The sequence below is a fragment of the Pseudomonas sp. PAGU 2196 genome (assembly GCF_022179005.1).
Classification (GTDB): Bacteria; Pseudomonadota; Gammaproteobacteria; order Pseudomonadales; family Pseudomonadaceae; genus Aquipseudomonas; species Aquipseudomonas kermanshahensis.
Map to the genome: position 1 here is coordinate 49664 of NZ_BNTL01000025.1, position 21293 is coordinate 70956.

Sequence of the window (21293 nt, forward strand, 5' to 3'; positions counted from 1 at the left end):
CCTGAACATGGCTGGATCGATGCTGGACATCCCTTGCGTGACCCTGGGTGGCGAGCACAAGAAGCTCGGTGACTTCCCAGGCAAAGTCCTGTTGGTGGTCAACACCGCCAGCCAGTGCGGCTTTACCCCGCAATACAAAGGCCTGGAGCAGCTGTGGCAGGCCTACCGCGAGCGCGGCCTGGTGGTGCTGGGCTTCCCTTGCAACCAGTTTGGCAAGCAAGAGCCGGGCGAAGCGCGGGACATCGCGCAGTTTTGCGAGCGCAATTTCGGCGTGAGCTTCCCGCTGTTTCGCAAGGTCGAGGTCAACGGGCCGGGTGCTCACCCGCTGTTCGTCGAGCTCAAGCAGCGCGCCCCCGGCCTGCTGGGTAGCCAGAAGATCAAGTGGAACTTCACTAAGTTCCTGGTCGACCCTGCCAGTGGCCAGGTCACGCGCTATGCGCCGACCACCAAGCCGCAGGCACTGGAAGCAGACATCGAGCGCCTGCTCAGCCGCTGATCGGTACCCAGTGCTCGACCAACGCCAGCAGCTCTTCGCGGCGGAACGGCTTGGCCAGGTAGTCGTTCATGCCCGCCGCCCGGCAGCGTTCGCGCTCTTCGGGCATGGCATTGGCGGTGAGCGCGACGATCGGCAAGTCTGGCCAGCGGCCGCTCTGGCGGATACGCCGGCTGGCTTCGTAGCCGTCCATCACCGGCATGTTGCAGTCCATCAGCACCAGGTCGAAATCCTCTTGTTCTAGCCACGCCAGGGCCTCGGCGCCCTGGGTAGCCAGCTGTACCTGGCAGCCGAGCTTGGCCAGCATGCCCTTGGCCACCAGTTGGTTCACCGGGTTGTCCTCCACCAGCAGAATCCGTGCACGGCCTTGTTCCGGGGAGGAGTGCGGGTTGGCCAGCGGGTGCTCGGGCTCGTGGCCTTGCAGGATGCGCCGTAGCGTCTGGTACAGCGCATTGCGCGCCAGTGGCCGGGCCAGTTGGTGCAGCGGCGCAAGGTTGATGGATTGCTCATTGGGCAGGAAATTGCCGTAGGCCGTCACCAGCAGGATGGGCGTTTTCAGTGCAGGGCGCAGCGCCAGCAGGTGCTCCAGGTCGTCGGTGATCAGCAGGTCGAACGTCGCAGTGTGCAGGCCTGTGCTGCTGTCGTGGCGTTGGTACGCCAGGCCCCAGGCGGGCAGCAGGTCTTGCAGCAGCTCATGCAGCCCGCTGCTGGCATCGCTCAGGGCCACCACGCGGCCCTGCAGCGGCGCCGGCGGGATGGCTTCAGTGTGCACGGCCAGTGGCAGCTCTGCGCTGAAGCGGCTGCCAAAGCCTGGTTCGGACTGGATATGCAGGTGCCCCTGCATCGCCTTGCACAGGTTGCGCGTCAGTGCCAGGCCCAGGCCGGTGCCGCCGTACTGGCGGGTGATGCCAGCGCCAGCCTGGGTGAAGGGCTGGAAAATCCGCGCCTGCGCCTCCTCGGGGATGCCGATGCCGGTATCGCGCACTTCCAGGCGCACTCCGCCGACAATCGTCACCAAGCGGATGTCGACGCGGCCGAAGCGGGTGAATTTGAGCGCGTTGGACAACAGGTTGCTGACGATCTGGCGCACCCGTGTCGGGTCGCCAAGCACGCTGCTGGGGAAGTCGCGGGCGATCAGGCAGGTCAGCTCGACGCTTTGCGCGGTGTTCTGCGACAGCAGGTTGGCGGTGTCCTCGACCATCGAACCCATGTCGAAGGCAATGCGTTCGAGCTCCAGCTGGCCGGCATCGAACTTTGACAGGTCGAGAATATCGTTCAGCAGCTCCACCAGCACCTTGCCCGAGTCGTGGGCGATGGTCATCTGTTGGCGCTGCTCGCTGGGCAGCGGGCTGTCCAAGGCCAGGGCGATCATGCCGAGCATGCCGTTGAGCGGGGTGCGGATCTCGTGGCTCATGTTGGCCAAGAAGGCCGCGCGCGCCTGGGCCATGTCCAGGGCCCGGCGCCGGGCTTCTTCGAGCTCTTGGTTGGACAGGCTCAAGCTGCTGTTGCTGGCCTTGAGCTGGTCGGTGCGCGCCGACACGATGTCTTCCAGCTCGTTCAGGTACTGGGTCAGGCGGTTTTCGGCGTTACGCCGCTGCTCGATCTCGGTGGCCATGCTGATGAATTGCTGGTTGGCGACTTTGACCAGCACGCCGATCTCGTCGTGTTCGTGGCCGTGGGGGCATTCCAGGCGTGTTTGCCGCGGCTTGCGTGGGTCGCTGCCGCTGAGCGCGCCAATCACGGTCACCAGCGGCTTGGTCAGCATCATGTAGAACAGCGCCAGCAGGATCCCGGTCAGCACCAGGCTGCGGGCAAAGCCGTTGAACAAGGTAATGCCGGCGCGGTCGAGGAAGCGGCTGCCGAAGGCGTAGGTGTCGACGTCCAGGTAGAGGGTGCCCAGGTATTCATTGGGCATATGGGCGAGAAACAGGCGGTCTTGAAGCTGGCGCTGCTCGCCGAACAGGAAGTCGCTGAGCGGGCGGTAGCGGTCTTCAAGGCGTGGGCGCTCGACGTCGGCCAGCACGGTGTCATTGTTGTCGATCAGCCGGGCGCGGATCACCGCTGGCGATTGCAGCAGGCCGCGGGTCAGCTCCAGGGCCAGTTCGGCATCGATGTTGTAGGCGATGCGCGAAGCCGGGTTGTGGCTGATTTGCAGCAGTGCACGCACTTCACGGTTGATGGATGCGTCTTCGCTGGCATAATCGATGCCGATCTGGATGAGACTGAGCAATGTTCCCAGGATGAAGCCGACCAGGACTGTCAGCCGGGCTTGCTTGTATGACAGGCGATTGGTGAACTTGATATCCATGAGTCCCGAGCCGGTTTCACGTCCCTTGCGCTGCGCAAGCATAGCCGAATAGCCCCGGCTGCTGGCGGGTCTGTCACACATTCAACCTTGATTGCCTGTATGCAGTGCCGGCCTCTTCGCGGGTTTACCCGCGAAGAGGCCGGCACTGCATCCCAGAATCTGAATTTGTAGGAGTCGTCATGGACGCTCGCTTGATTGCTTTCCTAGACCGCGCCGAATCGGTACTGGCGCGCCTTGAGCCGCTGTTGCCCGCACCACGCCCGGACATCGACTGGCACACCACCCTGGCCGCCCGCTGGCAGCGCGATGGCCGCACCGGTTACCTGATGCCCCTTGAAGTCAGCCTGGACATCCGCCTGAGCGACCTGATCGGGGTCGACCAGCAACGTGACCAGCTGGGCCGCAACACCCACCAGTTCATCAATGGCCTGCCCGCCAACCACGCCTTGCTGTGGGGCTCGCGTGGCACCGGCAAGTCGTCGCTGGTGCGCGCCTTGCTGGCCGAGCACGAAGGTGCCGGCCTGCGCCTGATCGAAATCGAGCGCGACCACCTGGCCGACCTGCCGCGGGTGGTCGAGCAACTGCAAAAACTGCCACAACGCTTCATCCTGTTCTGCGACGACCTGTCGTTCGAAGCCGGGGAGGGCGACTACCGGGTGCTCAAGAGTGTGCTCGACGGCTCGCTGGAGCAGGCCCCCGACAATGTCTTGCTATACGCCACCTCCAACCGTCGCCACCTGGTGCCGGAAAAAGAGAGCGACAACGAGAACTGGAAACGCGTCGACGGCGAGCTGCACCCCAGCGAAGCCGTGGAAGACAAGATCGCCCTGTCTGACCGCTTTGGCCTGTGGCTGTCGTTCTACCCCTTCACCCAGGACCACTTCCTTAATGTGGTCGAACACTGGATCGGCCAGTTGGCGCGCCCTGCCGGGTTGAACTGGCAGCGGGACGAAGCCCTGGACATCCTCGCCGTGCGCTGGGCCACTGGCCGCGGTAACCGTAATGGCCGTTGTGCCTATCAGTTCGCCCGCTACTGGGTCGGGCTGCAATTGCTGGAGCAAAAGTAAATGATCGACCTCAATGCCAGTGGCGCCGGCCTCGATGGCTATAACCTGCTGGCCGCGCAAGTGCAGGCGCTGTTTGCCGACGAGCGTGACTTCATCGCCAACGCCGCGCAGTTTTCGGCGTTTCTTTATAACCAGGTGGACGACCTGAACTGGGCGGGGTTTTACCTGAACCGCAACGAAGAGCTGGTGCTCGGGCCGTTCCAGGGGCAGGTGGCGTGTGTGCGCATCCCGTTCAGCAAGGGTGTGTGTGGCGCGGCTGCGGCCACGCGGCAAACCCAGCGGGTGGAAGACGTGCATGCGTTCCCGGGGCATATCGCTTGTGACAGCGCGTCCAACAGCGAGCTGGTGATTCCGTTGGTGAAGGCGGGCAGGTTGATTGGAGTGCTGGACCTGGACAGCCCGAAGGTGGGGCGGTTCAGTGAGGCGGACCAGGTGGGGTTGGAGCGGTTGGCGGCGATCTTCCTGGAATTGACCGACTGCTGATTGCTGTATTGCCTGTACTGGCCCCTGTGGGAGCGGGCCAGCACAGGTTAACGTATCAGTCGTACATCGCCTTCTTCTTCCAGGTCTCTTCCTCGTCGGTCTTGAGGCCGTCGGTCAGTTCGTTGTGCTCGTCCTCCGCCGGCGCCATGCGGTCCATCACCTGGGCGTTGGCGCGTGCCAGCAGTTTCTCCAAGTAGGTCAGCTGCTCTTCATACACCTTCGGCTCTGGCTGCTTGCGCAAATACTGCACACCCCGCTCGAAGGCGAGGCGTGCCTGGCCCGGCTGAGCTTTCTGCAAGGCCAGCTGGCCAAGGTTGTTGAAGAACTCGATGTGCAGCAGCACCAGGATATGACGGATCTCCTTGACCCACTGCTTGGCCTCGTTGGCAGGCAGGAAGCCCTCCTGTGCGGCGCGGGCAACCTGCGTGTGCAGCGCTTCGAGCAGAAAACGCACGTCCTTGGCCTTGGCCTCGGTCTGGATCGGGTTAGGCGGGTTGTTCACCGGGATCTTTTCGCCCAGGGCGATCTGGCCTTCCAGCTCGGCGATGCGCGCTTTGAGTTCAGCATTGTGTTTGTCCACCGTCAGCTGGCGCTGGTTGAGGTTCAGCTCCAGGCGGGCCAGCAGCAGCTTGAGGGCCGGGGTCATGAACTGGCCGGGGAAGGTCTCGGTGATTTCGCCGCAGCGGCGCAAGCGGTCGGCCAGCTCGATCTTCAACCGTGCACGTTCCAGCTTGCTGTTCTCGACCACATTGTTGAGGTAGCCGATCACGATCAGCAACGCGATACCCGCCACGATGAGCAGAGTGATCAGAAGTGGTGTCACCGTTAATGCCTCATGAATAGGTTTGCATTATTGAGTGTAGGAGCGAGCTTGCTCGAAAGAGGCCCTGACAGGCATTCTCTTTTCTATCGGCAAACTGTGCCATGGCTGGATGCTGGCACATTAATGCTGACTTGACGCCAGAAAATCAACGCCAAACCCCTGCGGGCTGCCTGAAACAGCGCTCGGCACACCCGGAAGTCATTGATTTAAATAAATTTCTACAAAGGGGTTGACGCACCTTCGAAGCATCCATAGAATGCGCGCCACTTGCAGCGTAAAGCACACAGCGAAACGCGGCAGGGAGTGAAAGCAGCATGTAAATGCTTGCAGCGTGTCCCCTTCGTCTAGTGGCNNCGAGTCTCGTTTCCCGCTCCATTTATTGGTTTGCAGAGTCATGATTGTTCTGTGGGTCATTGGAAATAGACGCTTAGGCGTCTTTTTTCGTTGTATTTAAATATCCAGATTACAAAAACGCCACTCAATCGAGTGGCGTTTTTTTTTGCAAAAATGCTCAACGTTCGGAGTCCACCAACGTCGCGTCCACGAACGGAAAGACCCTCCAACTTACCTTATTGTCGAAGCTCACGCGTACGTGGATCCGGAACTGATAAAGTGGCGCAAGCGTCTCGAGGCTGGCTTTGTCCAGTGAGCCCAGGGTAATGGTCGTATCCTCGCTTGGCACTTCCATCTCAGTGGCGATCGGCAGTATCACTGTGTTCTCCACATTGCCTCGCTCCACGCCTTCTATCCAGGCACTGATGTACTGCGTGGTGGCGATGTGTGACCAGGTGCCGAGTGTGAAGGTGGCATGGCCGATTAGGGTATCCAATACCAACACGCCATCTCGGATCTGTTCTGACTGCGTGGGGGGCATGCCGGTAATCCATTGCACGGCTGTACGGTGGATCTGCGACGGTTTCTCGCCCTCGACCTGGACTTGGTAGTGGACCTCGACGACCTTGTTCATGTGCGGTGCAATGAAGGCCTTGGGGATTCTGTATTCTCTGGACCCTGGAGAGACTGGCGTGTCAGTTTCATAGGCAAAGGCAGTGCCAGGAGCCCCCCAATACACCAGGGTTTTGGCCCCTTCGATCACTGCTGAAGCCGGTATGAGCACTGTTGCGCCATTGATCGCGTCGGCAGGTTTGAGTTCGCTTGAAAACGCGTTGCCAGAGGCTTCCTTGATGGTAGGCGGCGTGCGGGCAGCAACCGGAGTACCTTCGAAATTCAGTGCCACGCTCATCGAACGCTGAAGCGCCGTGCCGGCGCGGTCCTGAACTTCGTACCGAGGGTAATGTCGTCCGTTGCCGGATTGGCGTATGAAATCAGCCGGAAACCTCACCTCCAGCGGCTTGCCCAGGTCGGCCTTTTTCAGTTCAAGACGGCCGACCAACTCATTGCCAGCGGGGTCTTGGCTCCAGTACCACATCACTGCATCGCCCACCGCAGCACCGATAAAAGGCAGCGTTTCACCTTCGAAACCCGGTGGAATATCTTCAGCGCGAGGCCGTGGCAATGCCCCTATGAGCTGTTGATCGTTGTTCTGGAAGTAGGCATCAGTGAGTGTGTCCCTGACCACAGGCGGGTTGAAAATGAACAGGGGCGTCTGGCCTAGTGAGGGTGGTGTGGTGTCGATGTTGATGATCAGTTCTTTGGACGGGGTCAGATCGCCGTTGAACAGTTTGACTTCGTAGTGGTACTTGTAACGACCATCGCGCAAATAGCGGGTGGGAACGTCAACGAACAGGTCGTTTTCCTCAATCGGGGCAGTCCACGTCTTAGAGGCGACTGGGACCCGCATGGCCGTCCTGGCACTGGCCAGGTCATACAAGACTTCCATGTACAGCGTCAGCGTTTCAGGGTCGTCCTCAGAAGGGTCGGAGAGCAGCCATTTGGGGAACTCCACACGCAGTGGCTTGTAGGTGGCAGCGAACGGTAGCTGATTGCTTGGCGCATCGTCCACGTCCATGAGCAGGTCGGGAATGATGGGGGGTGAATAGAATGCGATGTCATCACGCGTTCTGCTGCTTTTCGAGCGCTTAGCCGGGGTTGATCGTTTACCGCGGGGCGACGCGTTTGAAGGGGCCATTGACGGTTCTCCATGGACAAAAAGGGGAGGGTCGCCGGCGACCCTCCCCATGAACAAAAATCACCAGTTGTAACGCACTCCGAGATTCACGCCCCAGGGCTGTTCGAGCTTCTCGCCGTTGCTGTAGTCGAAGTCGGCGTGAGCCTGCCATTTGTCGGCCCAGGCCACCGCAACCCCGACACCCACTTCACCGCGCGAGCCTGAAAGGTTGTTGTTGAAATGGTTGCCGTTGACCTTCACCGCATTGTCGTTGGCAAATTCATGTACCCATGCCATCCGCACATAAGGTTGAACCGTGCGTGCGTCGTCGACGTTGTAGGTGCGCCCAACAGTAGTCCCGAGCTTGCCCAGCACCGACTGGGTGTTGCCGCCCTCGGCGCGCATGCCATTGTCAAGGTCGTAGTCTTTCCCTTCGATGACCAGCGCTGACAACTGGGCGAAGGGTTCAACAAAGTAGCCTTGGTCAAATTTCAGATGACGGCCGCCCTCCAGGGAAACACCGACGCCATGGTTGTTGTACTTGCCTTTGGTTTTCTGGCCGTCGCTGAGGCGTACATCGGAGCTGTTTTCGTAGCGGTTGACCCGTGCCGCAGCATCGAAGTAGTAGCCGTTTTGCGGGTCGAGCCAGGTGGTGTATGCACCGAGGTGATAGCTGTCGACATTGGCCGATGTGCCCCGGTCAAGGTTCAGTTCGGAGCTGCTGTAGCCTGCAGTCACACCGGCCAGCCAGTTGCCGTCGCCGATCGGCAGTGGCGTATCGGCACCGAACGAAAAGCCCTGCTGGGCTTGTTGGTAGGCCACACCGGCTGCTGCCGAAACGTTGTACTTGTTGCCGAACGTACGTATCCATCCTCCAGCTTTGCCGCTGTTCTGGCGCACTTCGCCCATGCGGCTACGCAGGCTGCCGAGCTCGCCGTACCAGACGGTGGGGGCGCTGTTGAACAGGGCCAGTACCGAGCCTGCAGCAGGGCTTACCTTGCGGGTGGTCAGGTCGAGGTACCAGTCCGTGTTTTCCTTGCTCACCAGGTCATAGGAGAATGTGCCCAAGTCTACCGGGCCGCCCTCCAAGGCAAAGCGGGCATCGCCGTTGGCGGCATGGACCACGTGCAAGCTGCTTTCGGCCACGGGGTCCGTGCCACTGCTGTCGATGCGCAGTGTGTGCTCGCCGGTGGCGCTACCGGTGATGTTGAGCAGGTCCGCTTGGCCGGTGGCAAAGTTACCTTCCATGATGAAGGTGCCGTTGCCGGACAGGTTGTCTACTGAAAGCGTATGGAAGTCGCCGGGGTTGCCGAAACGGACGCTACCGCCCGCCATCGCCAGGTTGGCGAGCGTGCTGTCGCCGACGGTAACCCACTGCGCGCCGCTGTCCACTGCCAGCCGCTCTACGTTGTCGAGGCGGCCTGTGAGGGTGGCGGAATGTTCGAGCGTCACGCTGGCATTGCCTCCTTGCGCCACGCGCACGTCACCCACCAGGTGCGTGTTGCTGTCACTGACGCGCAAGGTTGCTGTGGCACTGTCGGCAACTTCCAGCAGCACACCATTGCTGGCGCGGAGCTCGGCGCCATTGCGCACCTCGATCTGTGCCGAGGTGGGGCGTCCGGCGCCGCGGCCAACCACTACCGCTGAACCGTCGCGGCCCTCGACCAGGCTGTTGTCGAGTACCAGCGTGGCAACGCCGCCTACCGCACCGGGGGCTTCGCGCATGCGTACGCCGTTTTGTCCACCGCTGACGCTGCTGTCTTTGGCCACCAGTGTGCCGTTGAAGAATTCTGCGCCAACGCTGTTCGCGTCAAGCCCGCGCAGCTCGCTGCGCTCAAGTTCTAGTCGACTGTCGTTAATCACGGCGCCGCGGTTGCCACCGTGAAGGATGCTATCCGTGGCCTGGATCAGGGAGCCACGGCCAGCGCTATCTACGGTCGCGGTCACAGCGCGGCCTGCGGCCGTGACCGTGGTGCGGTTCAGGGACGCATTGGCGCCCACCAGTGCTACGCCGATCGCGCCCCTGCTGCCTGGATCGACCTGGGCGTCATTGAGCACCAGCGACGCGCCGGATTCGACATCGACATAGAGCAACTTGGCGTCATTGCCGGTCAACGTAGCGCCGTTCATGACCCGGTAATTGTCCAGAGGCGCCCCAGGGCTGATAACAGTGTCCTTGGTCACGTTGGTCTGTGCCAGCGTCGGTGTGGCAAGCAGCAAGAGCGGGCCGGCGAGCAAGGTAGGCGCGAAGCGAAGCAGTAGGTTGGGCTGGGGCGTTGAGCGATTGGTCATTGAGAGCACCCTGTATTGAAAGTGAGGTCACACACGTGATCCGGAAGAACTCCAACAGTCGATGGATCGGTAGGGTGCTGAGCGTAGATTCCTTGTTTCCGCGAAGATGTAGGAAAACCCCTACATCCCTAAGTGAAAAACCCTACGTTGAATGGCAGGGGAGTAGCTGGCCGTACCTTGTGGGTACGGCCTCGCTAACTACGGCTTGCGTGGGGGCGGCAGTGGGCAGGAAGTGTTACCGGCTGCTAGGCTTAGCTTGTGCACTATCCAATCGGACGTGATCGAGCCGTCCTCCTTGGTGACGCGGAAGCGCGCCCGTGCTCTGGTGTGGTCCGGATAGTTGAATGTCGGGAGCAAGCGCTCGTGATAAGGTTCGATGTGCCAGGTGAAACCACCGATGTTGGTGTCGTCCAGTGTGATGGTCTGTCTATCTTCGGCGCCGGGCACAGGAGTGTCACCATCGTTATCATTGCTACCAATCCAGGGCTCCCATATCATGGTCACACGATCACCGCTTTTAAGGTGCTCGCTCAGATCAAGAATGGTTACCCTGAGTGACAATGGCCCATCTGGAATGGTCGGGTGTGCCAAAGATCCACAGTTGAGCCAACCGTCCTTGATGCCCTCATACCTGGGCGCCGGCAGCTTGATTTCAACGGCAGCCACGTTCACCGATTGCGGCACGGCATGCTGCTCGTTCAGGGCGGCGATGTCGGCGCGTACGGTGTAGTAAACCTCGACGTCAGGTTTGTTGCCGGCCTGCAGGATGTACTTCCAGGGGATATCGATCGAAATGGGATCAGGGTCGCTGGTATCGACTTTGTATTCTTTCTCGCTGACCCGTACGCCATTCCAGTAAAAGTCCACATAGTGCCCGTCCATGATGCTCGGGTAGTGGGGAAATGTCAGCGTGGCATCCTGGTCTTTGTCTGCGGGTGTCAGCACGTTGTCGGTGTTCGATACCTTCCCGCGAATGGTCGGTGCCACGAGCTGATCGTTGATGGGGTTAGGCCATGTATCGTCGGGGTTGGGGCGCTCGGGCCCGACCACGCTGAAATCGACCTGGACGTCCAATGACAAGGGGGTATCAGGGAAAGGCACCTCACCGCGCAATACCTGATAACTGATCGTCGTGTTCAGCGGGCCCGCAGCGGTACCGAACTCATGGCGCAGGACGGGGTTAGGGACATGCACAATAATTTTATCTTTCACCCCCACGGTCTCCGGGGCCAGCACGGAGTTACCCCAGCGGACCACAACGCGATCATTCTCGCGCGCGTGGTCGTATCGATCGATGACCACGGTAACGCCTTCGATCGCGTCCTTCAGGTCGATGAGGTTATCGCGCTGAGCCAGCGGCACTGTGTGAAGGTTGAGGTTATCGGGCAAATCACCCAGTACCACATTCAGCGTAACGGGAAGGGACAGTCGACTTTTATTACCAGCCCTGTCCCACAGGTAATAGGCCACATGGTATTTGCCGTCCCCTTTGTCCCTGAAGTGGTTAGCTGGAATCACCACGGCCCTGTTAGCATGTACAACACCCTCGCTGACAGGGTTTCTGAAATCGTCGCCTTCTTCTGGCCAGCGGTCGAGGAAATACAGTTCGTAGGTATCACCCTCGCCGCCGTGGGGGTCGTCGGGGAGGATGCCCTGCACACCAGTACCCAGGTTTGCTTCATTGATGACCAGTGCGGTGAACGCTACCCCCTCGGGCTGAGCGTCCCTTCCCCACGGTGGTAGGCTGTCGCAAATAAGTGCGCGAGCAATGGAAACAGTGGGATAACTCGTAAAGTTGACATGACGGTAACGGACGTGAATGGTGCCGTTTGCAGGAAGTTCATTTTGAGGGATGTGCATGGCGTACGGGAAGATTGAATCGTCGACTGGCCCGTAGAATGTTGCGGAGGCGACATCTTTGTAGCCGGAATCGATGTCCCCTGTTTTGGAAATTTGCAGGTATACATACTCTGTGTCGCCATCATCTGGTAACAGCAGCCAACTGGGAATGCTGACCTCAAGGTCGCTGTCCAATGCCTTGCGTGCCAACGTGCCGTCGGGGTGAACCATGTCTTTTACCTCCACAGGCTGCAGAGGCTGGTTGGTATTCCTGGGTTTTGCATATTCATCAAGGCGTGATTGCCTGGCCTGTTCGCGTGCAGTGCGGTAATCAAGGCGAACTTGTTCGGCGGTGTTGCGTGGGTTGGATGAAGCGAGTGGTGTGCTCATGGTTTTGCTCCATTCGACTGGCGGGTGAATGCGTGGGCAGATACGTGTGCGGCGTACTCAATGTCGTTGAAGATAATTTAATGACGTACCAATGATCCTGAGGTTGAAGCTAGCTGGGCATCGAATAGTCGATTAGAGTGGATTGTCAGTTTCTCAAGCGGGGATGGTGATGGTGGTGGGATGATTCGTTGAGGGTACGTTGCTGTTTCAAGCTCGTAAGCATATTCAGCCGCTTTGAGGGAGAAGTTATCTGTCCGTGTTCCAAAGACTTTGTTGAATCCATACCGCATGAATTTGGGCATGCCCATCCCTATTCTGTTCGCATGGTGGCTTAGCCATTTTGGTGAATGTCGGGCCAGTGCCTTAAACGCTTGTCCCATACCCCGTCTAATCGTATTGAGCGTCCCTGGTAGATAGGTCGCAGCCGCTGCAATCCCTGTCCAGAGCGCAATGTCACCCGCTTTTGTATTATTAGGGTCCGCCAAGTTAATGCCGCCGGCGACCGTTGAGGCGGTCGCGAGTGCGGCGCCAGTGACTTTGAGTGCTGCCGTCGCAGCAAATATCGCGGGTGTGGCTGCGCCGGCGGTAGCCACCACGGCTGCCGCCACGGCAAAAGCCGTGACCACAACACTGATGCCGTAAGCGATCCAGAACCCGACCGTTCTCAACGACGTGGACCTGGCGCGCACCGTCCCGTTGTTGGGGTCGTCTTCATAGACTTCGCGCAACCGACCGCTCCATCCGATAGCAGACGCCCCGGTAGGGTCGCGGAAGTTGACGGGGTTGCCTTCGCAATAGGCGTAGTAGTTCAATCCGCCTTCGCCGAACGGGCTCTGAACATCTGGGCTATGGAAGCGCATCAGTGCTGGGTTGTAGGCACGATAACCAGTACCGAGCAGATACCAGCCACTGTCAGCGTCCACTGCCTCGCCGTTGTACCCCAACCCTGCGCGCAGCGGTTCGGCGAGGTTCACAGGCTGAGCACCGTACGCCGTGTAGGCCGCGTACCGATAGTCACCTGCCAGGCTTTCAGCGATGACGCTGTGGCTGGCGCTGGTCTGCAACAATAGCGGTGCCTTGCCGTCATTGCTCTGCTGCGCCAACGGCCAGTCGCCGAGGTGGCAGTACAGGCTGTTCAGGCTGCCACGCACGGCAAGGCGTAGGCGGTCGCCGTCGAACAAGAGCAAGGTCTCTTCTCCGTTGGCATCCTGTTTGCCCAGCAGGTGCCCGAAGCCATCGTAGCGGTAGCGGGTGGCATCGACCGAGAGCAGCTTGTTGCGGCTGTCATACGTCAGCGTGCGCCCGCGTTCGTCACTGATCAGGTTGCCATTGGCATCGTAGCGCAGCACCGAATTACCGGTGGGGCGTGCCGGGGTGTACTCAATGCGTCGCAGTTGGCAGGGGTCGTTGGCGGCGTAGAAGTACCTTGCGCGTTCCTGGCGTGAACCATCCGCATATTGAGTGACAGTCGTGCTGACGTTGTCATAGGCATCCATCACGAACGTCTGCGACTGGATCGCTCGACCCAGGGCATCACGTGGCAATTGCGTGCCTTCGCATCTATGACTGGTAAGGCGGCTTCGCCTGTCATAGACGAACGATTCCTTGAGCAAGACCTGGTTGTTTTCGGTCAGCTCGCGGCTGATCAGCAAGTCGTCTCCGCCCCACTCCTGTACCTGGAGACGGTCCGGTCGGCCGGCCTGTCGCCAGATTCTTCGGCACTCTCGGTCTCGGTGGTCATAGGTGAGTTCAGTCACCAACTCTGTGGACGTGACGGTATCAAGGGTGGTGATGCGCAACAGCCGAGCGAGCTCGTCATACGCGTGGGTGGCCCTCACTGCCCCTTGTACCGTCGTGGCCAGGCGACCATAACGATCGTAACTGTGCTCAGTGGTGATGCCATTGGCTTCAATGCTTTGCAGCAGCCGGTCTTCGACGGAACTGAGGTATTTTCGCGACTTGGTCGTTGCGTCTTGCGGGTTGACCCAGCGCTCCTCAATGATCTGATTGGCGATGTTGTAGTCGTAACTGCGACCACTTTTAGCATTATCAGCGGTTGTAAGGCGGGCACTCACCGGGTTGAAGGCAAAAAGGTCTTCCTCATCTTTAGCGACGATGGAGGTCGGCTCTGTGGTAAGCGCCAGGTTGTAGTCATAGGTGACCGTGGCGCCTGCCGCCGTTTTGTGCTCGCGGAGGTGCGATTCGCCGCCACGGTAGTAGAAGTACTCGGTTCGCGGACCGGTTCGGGTGAGGCCCAACCGATCAAGGCCATCGAACCAGCGCTCGCCAATCTGGCAGGGGAGAAGGGTGGCATTGTCAGGGATGACGGTGATGCCGGTGGGCAGGTCTGCTTCGGTATGAGGGGCGTAGTCGCGTTCAACGCGGGTGCCATCCGCCAACTGGGTGCTGATCATCCTCCCCCAGCCGTCGTAGCTGTAATCGGTAGCATACAGCCGCTCATCGAGCTCACGTACACATCGGCCCAGGCCATCGTACGCGTAAGTTCGGGTCACGCGCTGCCCACCCGATGCGTCAAGGCGCAGGCTGCGCTGGGGTTTTTCGAACAGGTTCTGCCAGACCTGTTCCCAGTTGCTAATGATCTCAGACGAGCCTCTGCCCACCTGCCGCCAACTTGTCACGATCGGGCCACTCGGATGCTCGCGGCTACCGAGGGGGTCGGTGACTTCGTAAACACGCACGGCATCTGATCCAATCGCTGTTGCGTCCACCCCTTCAGGGCCGATGAGGCAGCATTGCTGGCCCCACTCGTCATACTCGAAGTATTGGGTCAGGTCGCGGCTTCCTTGCGCGTGGAGCCAGTCCGAGCGCGTTTCTGATGCGCGTTGGCCGAGCGCGTCGTAACGTAAGGTGTGGGTGGTGTGAAAGCGTTGTGGGTAACCTTCGTAAACGTTGTCGCGACGCTCTTCCACTACTCTGGCGAGGCCATCGACCAAGGTCAGGGTCTTTACCTTGCGCGCGTTGGTCACCGTCTGCGAGGTTTGGCCACCGGTTGAGTTGGCGAAGGTATAAGCATACTCGCGCACGGCCTCGAAGGCAGTGCCGGGTGCCACGGTTTCCTTGGTTACCCTCAGCAGTGGGTCGTACTCGTAGCAGATGTCTACGCCGTTCTCGTTGCGTACCAGCAGGGGTTTGCCATGCTGCAATGAGCGTTGGTCCAGGGTACTGCGACGGGTGCCGTCATAGCCGATCAGTACCTGCTCCGTCTGCAGGGCGGGGTGGCCTGCGTCGGGTCCATCGACCTGGGTGAAGTGCCACTGCGTGACGGTTTCCAAGCCATTGCACACTTTGACCTGCAAGTAACGGCGGCCATGCAGCAGCAGATCACCGGCAGAATTTGCATAGTAGTAGCGGGCCTGCGAAAGCACCTGTTCGGTGTCGGTTTGTTCGGTCACGGTCTCGCTATGCACGGCATGCCACTGCTGTTTGTGCCACGCGTGGTCGGGATTGGTTTCGTCATGTTCCGGATCGTTCAAGCGCGGCAGGGTGAGGTAGCGATAGCGCTCGTGTTGCACCCTTGCTGGCGTTTTCCCCGGCGCGGGCGCAGGCGTAGTGGTTTTTTGCTTGAGGTGGCGGACGAAGCCTTCTGGGTCAGCTGGGCAGCCTTCTTCACCCGCAGCGGAATACCATTCGAAACGTTCAATCACCCCATTGGCGAGTTTTTTCGTGCGTATGTTTCCGTGGTTGTCGTAGGTCGTTTCGATGTATTCGCTGCGGGACGGGCGAGCATTGTCGAGAAGGCGCCAGCGACGTTGCTCCTTGATAATAAGCTGGCAGGTGGCGGGCTGCTGATCGAACGGCTTGTCGTCAATAGCGGCGTACTCATTGAGCACCTCAGCCACCGTATTGCCTTGGGTGGTGATTTCTGCAGTCTGCAGATGAAATCGATTGAAGCGGCGCTCGACCGTGCGAACAACATTGCCGTTGACCCTGGCCTGTTCCTGCGAGCGATACTCGTACGGACCGACGTACTTGTAGAGGTTGTCTCGGCCTGAATCGTCCCAACCGATGTTGGTGCCGCTGCCGATGAAACTGTGGTTGCGAAACACGCCGCCCGCGTCCATGAAGCCGTAGGTGTAAGTGACTTCCATGGGCGGCTGGCCGAAGCGTGGTTCGATGCGGTGACGGGTCACCCGCGGTAAGTTTGGGCCGATATTACCTGGGAAAGGATGACCGCCATCTTCGTATGACAGGTATTCTCTAGCGCCGGTGGGCGTATGAACGGTATCCAAGCAGAGAATGCCGAGCACGTTTCGATACCTGAATTGCCACGCGGCGGGTTCATCACCCGGCAGCGTGATTTGGCTGACCCAATTCTCGCTGCCCTCCAACACCATGGTGTAACGCAAGCGTGATGTGGTCGCACCCTTCCGCGATGTGGCCGTACCCTTCGTAAATGGCAAGTAGTCGAATGTCACCTGGCCGGCAGATCGTTCAACCTTCAACAAGGGTGCCTGGTCACTGTCCTTGATGGTGTCGACGACATACTCATCGCCTTGGAAATGTGTGTAGGTCAAATACAGCTTGTGGCCTTTCGGTGAGTGAATCTCCACCGGAAGTGCAGTGCTTTTTCCGTGCACCTGAAGGATCTCGACCACGCCCGAACGGTGCATCACTCGAAACCGCTTGACCTTGTCCAGGCTGTCTTTGCCCTCTTTATAGACATTGAAGCTAGTCAACTTTTGTTCGTTCACGCCGAGGCGTTGCCCCGAACTACTGTCTGTCAATTGGAAGGACTCACCGGTGCTCAGGGACAAGACCTGATTTTTGGTCGAATACTGTGACAGGTTTAAGTTCCAGCCTTTTCCGTAGCCAGAGTCCGCCTGGTTTAAAGGGTTGAAGTCAAGGTTCAAGGTAAGCGATGGCTCACATTGGCGGTTGCCGAGCAGTGCGGGAAGTTCGACCGACAACGTGTACTGCCCCGTGCGTGGATCTACCCCATTTTTCATGAAGCTTAGAAAGTTCATCGCGTTGGAATGCAGTGACAAATTGGTCGACATTTTTTAATAACCCCCGTGTGCATGAGAGGGAAGGCGCTAGCCCCTTCCTGTGGGTGCAAAGTCGATTGCTGCTGATTACGCTATCGGTTTGAGCGGTACGGGTCACCTAGCATTTCTACTAGTTTTCAACGCTGGCCCTTGGCGCTAATACTTCCTCACATTCAACGAGCACGAGCGCTCAATGAGGGTGAGATCATGCGGCGCAATAAGAAATTGAAATCAATGGAAATACCCCACATCCCTGAGTCTTATCTAGACCCCGACACGGAGTCTGTAGACCTCGCGCTGCTGGCCGGTCGCGCCTTGCCAACGTACTTGCCGGCCCCGGGCATGCGCATTGGGGACTTCTTTCATGTTCGTTGGTGGGGCCGCACTGCAAGCGGTGAGGCGCGGGATATTGTCGACCGTGTTCAAGTTCAAGAACTGGATGACGAAGGGCGCATCAAACTCGACATCCCATACCCCACCCTGAACGCATTGAACGGTGGCGATGTTTTCTACTCTTATGCGCTTGATGGGCAAGACGGGGCTGCAGGCGAGGAGTCCAAGCGCCTCGCTTTTCGCGTCAACCGTCACGTACCCGCTGGGTTGCGGTTGGGGGTGGCTCAGGTACGCCAATCCCATGATTTGAAGATCGCAATCGAAGACTTGGAAGATAAAGATGCAACGGCAGTGACCCCCCCTTATCAGGCCATGACAGCAGGGGACGTTCTGACACTGACGTGGTTCGGATACTTTGATGAAAACGATCCGTTTGAGCCGTATATACGATCCTATACGCTGAAGCCGGAAGATGTTGGCCGCCCTGTGAGCTGGACCTTGCCCTACGATCAGATCGCCGTGCTTGAAGACGGGTTTGCTGATCTGCACTACTGCATTGAGTATGCCAACGGCGGATTTACTGAATCTCGAGTGCAGCGTTTTGACATCCCTTACAGCCGACCGCCTTCTGAGCCGCTGCTAGAGGCACCGCGCGTCAAAGGGCATTTGGGTGGGTCGCTGGATCCAGGCGCATTTCCAGATGGCATTGAACTGATCATACCGGTTAACGCCGAGTTGAGGATGGGCGATGTACTGGTCGTGTACATCGAAGGCGTCGAGCGCGTCGTTTATGCCGCACGAGTTGATCAAACCTCGCTGGAAAGCCAGTTCATGGCGGTAATCGACCGTGCCTGGATCAGCAATGTCGAAAACTTCGGTAAGCCCTTCGCGATCAGCTATCAGTACGCCCGCCGGCACCTGGACAGGCACTCGCACGCGCTGGGGTTGGTGTTGCGAAAGCCGTTGGTTTTGCCGGCGCCCATCATCGAAAACTCGATACCTGAAGGTGAAGAAAATCAGGGCGTGGTTTACCCGGTCGATTTACGCAGTGGCGCGAAAGTGCGTATTCCCGGTAACGCGGAGATCAGCGGGGGGGAGGTCAAGTTGATCTGGCAGGGCCATGAAACGCTGGAATTCCCCGTTTCGGTTGGTGACCCCCGTTTGTTCAACATCCCGCCCGGCGTGATTCCCGCCAACTTAGGCAAGCGCGTGCCCTTGTACTACACCGTTACGCTACCCGACGAATGGCCACACGATTCAGACCCGTTCGACCTGCGTATTGCTGATTTCAGTATTGGCAGTTATCCACCCATACAAAGTGAGCACGTCCGAGAGGGGGGGCTTTCTTTGGCTGAAATTGCCGATACAGAGTCTGAGGAAGCGCTGTTCACGTTGAAAAGTTGGCCGTTCATGGCCGAGGGGCATCGGTTGCGGATTGTCGCAGAAGGGGAGTCCCAGACCGCTGCCGACTGGTCGATGCGCCATTCCGATATTACTAACAGCGAATATCTAGCCGGGCTCGCTTCGGCGTCTTTACCCCATGCATTCCTGAGTCAGTTGCAAGTGAATAAATATTTTCGGGTATCGGTAAGTGTCAGTTTCGACGGTGGGCACAGTTACAAGAACTTCCGCCACATCGACATTCAACTCATCGCTTGATACCACACGTGAATCGTGAGAGGTGCAGCATGTCTTCAACTTCCCTTGAAAGTGTATTGCAGTGGTTACGCGCACACGACCGTTTGTTTGGTTGGGACGCGATTGTGGCCCTTGACCGTGGCAAGCTCAATGCATTGTTGGTGCAGGAGTATATTCGTCGCTTCAATACTCAAAGTTTTCTTGATCCGGTCAATGGCGAGCTGAGTGTGAGCAATGAGTCAAAGATTTTTATTCATGACTTTCTTCTCGCCCATCCCCGCTTGTCGTTTGAGAATGCTGACCAGTTTGATTCCAAGGCGCGGTTGCGCATGGCCGTTATCGGGGGTAATCAACTGGGGTTGAGGAAGGATGTCAGCCACTGGTATGTACAGCGCTTGGATTGGATTGGACCGTTGGCGGGGCCGGAGTTGCGCCTGGATCTGCGCTTGGATGATGTCCCCGGCGATGTGTCGGACGGGGGGGCGATCAGCCTCGACCTCAGCAAGAGCGACAACTTCACGCTCACCTTCTCCAATCAGGAAGAGGAGCGTGAATTAGGGGGTAATTTCTTCAAAGAGTTGTTCCAACGCCTCCCGGATGAGCAGCGGGTATGGTCGCTTGGCTCCATTGCGCCGAGCAACCGGCCGCTGTTGCGCCCTGAGGCCTTCAGATTGCGAACGCAGGCCAAGCCAGCCAGTGCCTTGGCACCGGCCGTCGAGGGCTCGCAGGATGGGGATGGCGCCATGCTTGCGTTCATTCGCATGCACAAGGGCCTGGGCGGTAGCATGCCGGACAGAAACTCTGATTTTCGGTACTTGATCCCGGACAAAGGGACGAAGGGCTTTTCGGCAGCTGGAATTTTTAACGCTCGCCGTTTGATCCTGGAGCATCTGCTTGGGCGGTTAACGCCATTGTTAGTGCCGATGACACCCTCCGGGCTACGTTTTCAAATTGATGAACATCCCAAGGGTGTGCTCACAGGGGCAAGTGAATTTTGGGGATACATTTCATCGCCGGTGATAAATACCAGTGTGTCGATTTTACTGGGGCCTAGTCATTTAGTAGAAATCGACATGGAGATTTTGAGGGGGCCGGTGTCTGCGTTCCCTCTTCGAGTTGAAGTCGATGACGATGGCGCCCGTGTAACGTGGCCAATGAAACTTATAGCCAGCGCCAAAATGTTGTCGTTAAAAGACAACTTCAACCGGTATACGGCGGACGATTTCCCAGATCTCAAGACCATTGATATTGATAAGGACATCACGTGCCTTGTTTCCTACCGTCTTGCCGACCGTGAAGGCGGTGTTTATGAACTGTCCAGTTTTATTTTCGACGCTCTTGAAGAGGCGCCACCAGGCGGGTTAGAAGCATCTAACACTCAGTCATTACGCTTGAGAAAGGGATTAGGCGATGCTCACAAGAAACTCATACGTGCGTTTTACCACTACGCTATCCGCAAAAGGGTGGAGGATGCGGTTGTTGCGCTGTTGCGGGATGAGCTGGCCATGGATTTAAACGTGGACCAACTCCTCGAGCCCTTGCTCAAGGAAACGCTGCACTTGAACTTTGGTAATGCGTTTGTGGGCGATGAAGTGCATGGCGCTAAAGCCATTGCCGTTTTTGGCAATGTCAGCCCAGATGGCAATAACTTTGCAGTCTATCCAATGGAACCCAAACTCAAGCCCGGTGGCACTTTACAGTTCAAGGTCGAGCCGCCGGTTAATAACGTGCGCTGGCAAGTCGATGCATTGCAGGTGTTTTCAGATGAGGTCGGCAGCATTGACCCGGACGGGACCTATCACGCTCCGTTTGCCCTTGGGTTCACAGGCGGTTTCACGCAAGTACGCATTACCGCGACGGACCCAATCACAGCCGTGACTCGTTCAGCGTTGGTTACCGTGGTCGATCATGCCATCGCCTTGAGTCCGTTGCTTGAGGTGACCGCGCCGGGTGAGTCGCTGGAACTGACTGCCGGGAACGGTGGAACGGTCGACATTGAGTGGTCGTTCGCTAACGCGAACCCTCATGGTCGGTTGGCTGACCCAAATGCCTCAGGTGCTGCCAACACTTACATCGCAGGTGCGGATTCGCGCACCGACGCATTCAAAGTCGACGTCATCACGGTCCGCAATAAAGGTGTCTACGGCGAGCGCAGCACGTGTGTGGTAACGCGCATGAAGCGGAAAAAGCCCATGCCGGTCACCCCCGAAGAGTGGGGAAGCTCAATCGAAACGGACTGGGTTCGGCCAGCACTTTGGGTCGCTACTGACGAGCAAAAGGATGTCGAGTGGTCCGTAGTGTACGGGCCGGGAACCATCAGCCAGGACCGCTACGAGGTCAAGCGTAACAGCCGTGACCGGTTTGCCGTAGTTGCAGGGCGTGTCCGGAGCCAGGAATGGGGTCATCTTGAAGGCTTCATTATTTTGCCGCTCCCTTTGGATGCATCTATCGAAGCCTATGAGGCTCAGTCTTCGGTCACGAGACGCCGCCTGGCCACTAGCACCCAGACCTCCACTGCTTCTAATGAAGCGCCCAAGCCCTGAACGCATTTGA

The 21293-nt window shown here is 58.6% G+C and carries 11 protein-coding genes; 5 read left to right on the top strand and 6 right to left on the bottom strand.

From position 1 onward, the window contains the following. Positions 1–7 precede the first annotated feature (7 nt). A complete protein-coding gene (locus MFF34_RS20535; protein ID WP_027596051.1) occupies positions 8–496 on the top strand; it encodes a glutathione peroxidase in 489 nt (162 codons plus the stop codon). Here MFF34_RS20535 and MFF34_RS20540 read toward each other — a convergent pair. Then, positions 486–2843: a response regulator gene (locus tag MFF34_RS20540; RefSeq protein WP_238216143.1), complete on the bottom strand. Its 2358-nt coding sequence runs from the start codon at positions 2841–2843 to the stop codon at positions 486–488. The two genes, MFF34_RS20535 and MFF34_RS20540, sit on opposite strands and share 11 nt — an antisense overlap. 137 nt (positions 2844–2980) lie before the next feature. Between MFF34_RS20540 and MFF34_RS20545 the strand changes: the two genes are divergently transcribed. Then, on the top strand, positions 2981–3868 hold the full coding sequence (locus tag MFF34_RS20545; RefSeq protein WP_027596053.1) for an ATP-binding protein: 888 nt from the start codon (positions 2981–2983) through the stop codon (positions 3866–3868). Beyond that, positions 3869–4351, top strand: coding sequence for a GAF domain-containing protein (locus tag MFF34_RS20550; protein WP_027596054.1), 483 nt, complete (start codon positions 3869–3871; stop codon positions 4349–4351). It abuts the gene before it with no gap. Positions 4352–4406: 55 nt separating this feature from the next. Here MFF34_RS20550 and MFF34_RS20555 read toward each other — a convergent pair whose 3' ends face one another. The 5 genes from MFF34_RS20555 to MFF34_RS20575 all read right to left on the bottom strand — a co-directional run bounded on the left by MFF34_RS20555 (position 4407) and on the right by MFF34_RS20575 (position 16781). Beyond that, on the bottom strand, positions 4407–5174 hold the full coding sequence (locus MFF34_RS20555; RefSeq protein ID WP_027596055.1) for a hypothetical protein: 768 nt from the start codon (positions 5172–5174) through the stop codon (positions 4407–4409). Positions 5175–5685: 511 nt separating this feature from the next. Continuing rightward, complete coding sequence (locus MFF34_RS20560; RefSeq protein ID WP_238216145.1) at positions 5686–7263, bottom strand: hypothetical protein; 1578 nt, start codon at positions 7261–7263, stop codon at positions 5686–5688. A 60-nt stretch (positions 7264–7323) separates the two neighbouring features. Continuing rightward, positions 7324–9534 (bottom strand): autotransporter outer membrane beta-barrel domain-containing protein, encoded by a 2211-nt coding sequence (locus MFF34_RS20565; RefSeq protein WP_238216147.1) that lies wholly within the window; start codon positions 9532–9534, stop codon positions 7324–7326. A 198-nt stretch (positions 9535–9732) separates the two neighbouring features. Continuing rightward, entirely contained in the window at positions 9733–11763 is a 2031-nt protein-coding gene (locus MFF34_RS20570) for a hypothetical protein (protein ID WP_238216149.1), read from the bottom strand. 77 nt (positions 11764–11840) lie between these two features. Next, a complete protein-coding gene (locus tag MFF34_RS20575) occupies positions 11841–16781 on the bottom strand; it encodes an RHS repeat-associated core domain-containing protein (RefSeq protein WP_238216151.1) in 4941 nt (1646 codons plus the stop codon). A gap of 195 nt (positions 16782–16976) precedes the next feature. Between MFF34_RS20575 and MFF34_RS20580 the strand changes: the two genes are divergently transcribed. Further along, positions 16977–18761: a hypothetical protein gene (locus tag MFF34_RS20580; RefSeq protein ID WP_238216155.1), complete on the top strand. Its 1785-nt coding sequence runs from the start codon at positions 16977–16979 to the stop codon at positions 18759–18761. A gap of 29 nt (positions 18762–18790) precedes the next feature. Then, positions 18791–21283: a hypothetical protein gene (locus MFF34_RS20585; RefSeq protein ID WP_238216157.1), complete on the top strand. Its 2493-nt coding sequence runs from the start codon at positions 18791–18793 to the stop codon at positions 21281–21283. The last annotated feature ends 10 nt before the right edge of the window (positions 21284–21293 follow it).

Coding starts and splice junctions, on each gene's coding strand:
- MFF34_RS20535 (WP_027596051.1), top strand. CDS start 8: ATGGCTGGATCGATGCTGGACATCCCTTGCGTGACCCTGGGTGGCGAG.
- MFF34_RS20540 (WP_238216143.1), bottom strand. CDS start 2,843: ATGCTTGCGCAGCGCAAGGGACGTGAAACCGGCTCGGGACTCATGGAT.
- MFF34_RS20545 (WP_027596053.1), top strand. CDS start 2,981: ATGGACGCTCGCTTGATTGCTTTCCTAGACCGCGCCGAATCGGTACTG.
- MFF34_RS20550 (WP_027596054.1), top strand. CDS start 3,869: ATGATCGACCTCAATGCCAGTGGCGCCGGCCTCGATGGCTATAACCTG.
- MFF34_RS20560 (WP_238216145.1), bottom strand. CDS start 7,263: ATGGCCCCTTCAAACGCGTCGCCCCGCGGTAAACGATCAACCCCGGCT.
- MFF34_RS20565 (WP_238216147.1), bottom strand. CDS start 9,534: ATGACCAATCGCTCAACGCCCCAGCCCAACCTACTGCTTCGCTTCGCG.
- MFF34_RS20570 (WP_238216149.1), bottom strand. CDS start 11,763: ATGAGCACACCACTCGCTTCATCCAACCCACGCAACACCGCCGAACAA.
- MFF34_RS20575 (WP_238216151.1), bottom strand. CDS start 16,781: ATGTCGACCAATTTGTCACTGCATTCCAACGCGATGAACTTTCTAAGC.
- MFF34_RS20580 (WP_238216155.1), top strand. CDS start 16,977: ATGCGGCGCAATAAGAAATTGAAATCAATGGAAATACCCCACATCCCT.
- MFF34_RS20585 (WP_238216157.1), top strand. CDS start 18,791: ATGTCTTCAACTTCCCTTGAAAGTGTATTGCAGTGGTTACGCGCACAC.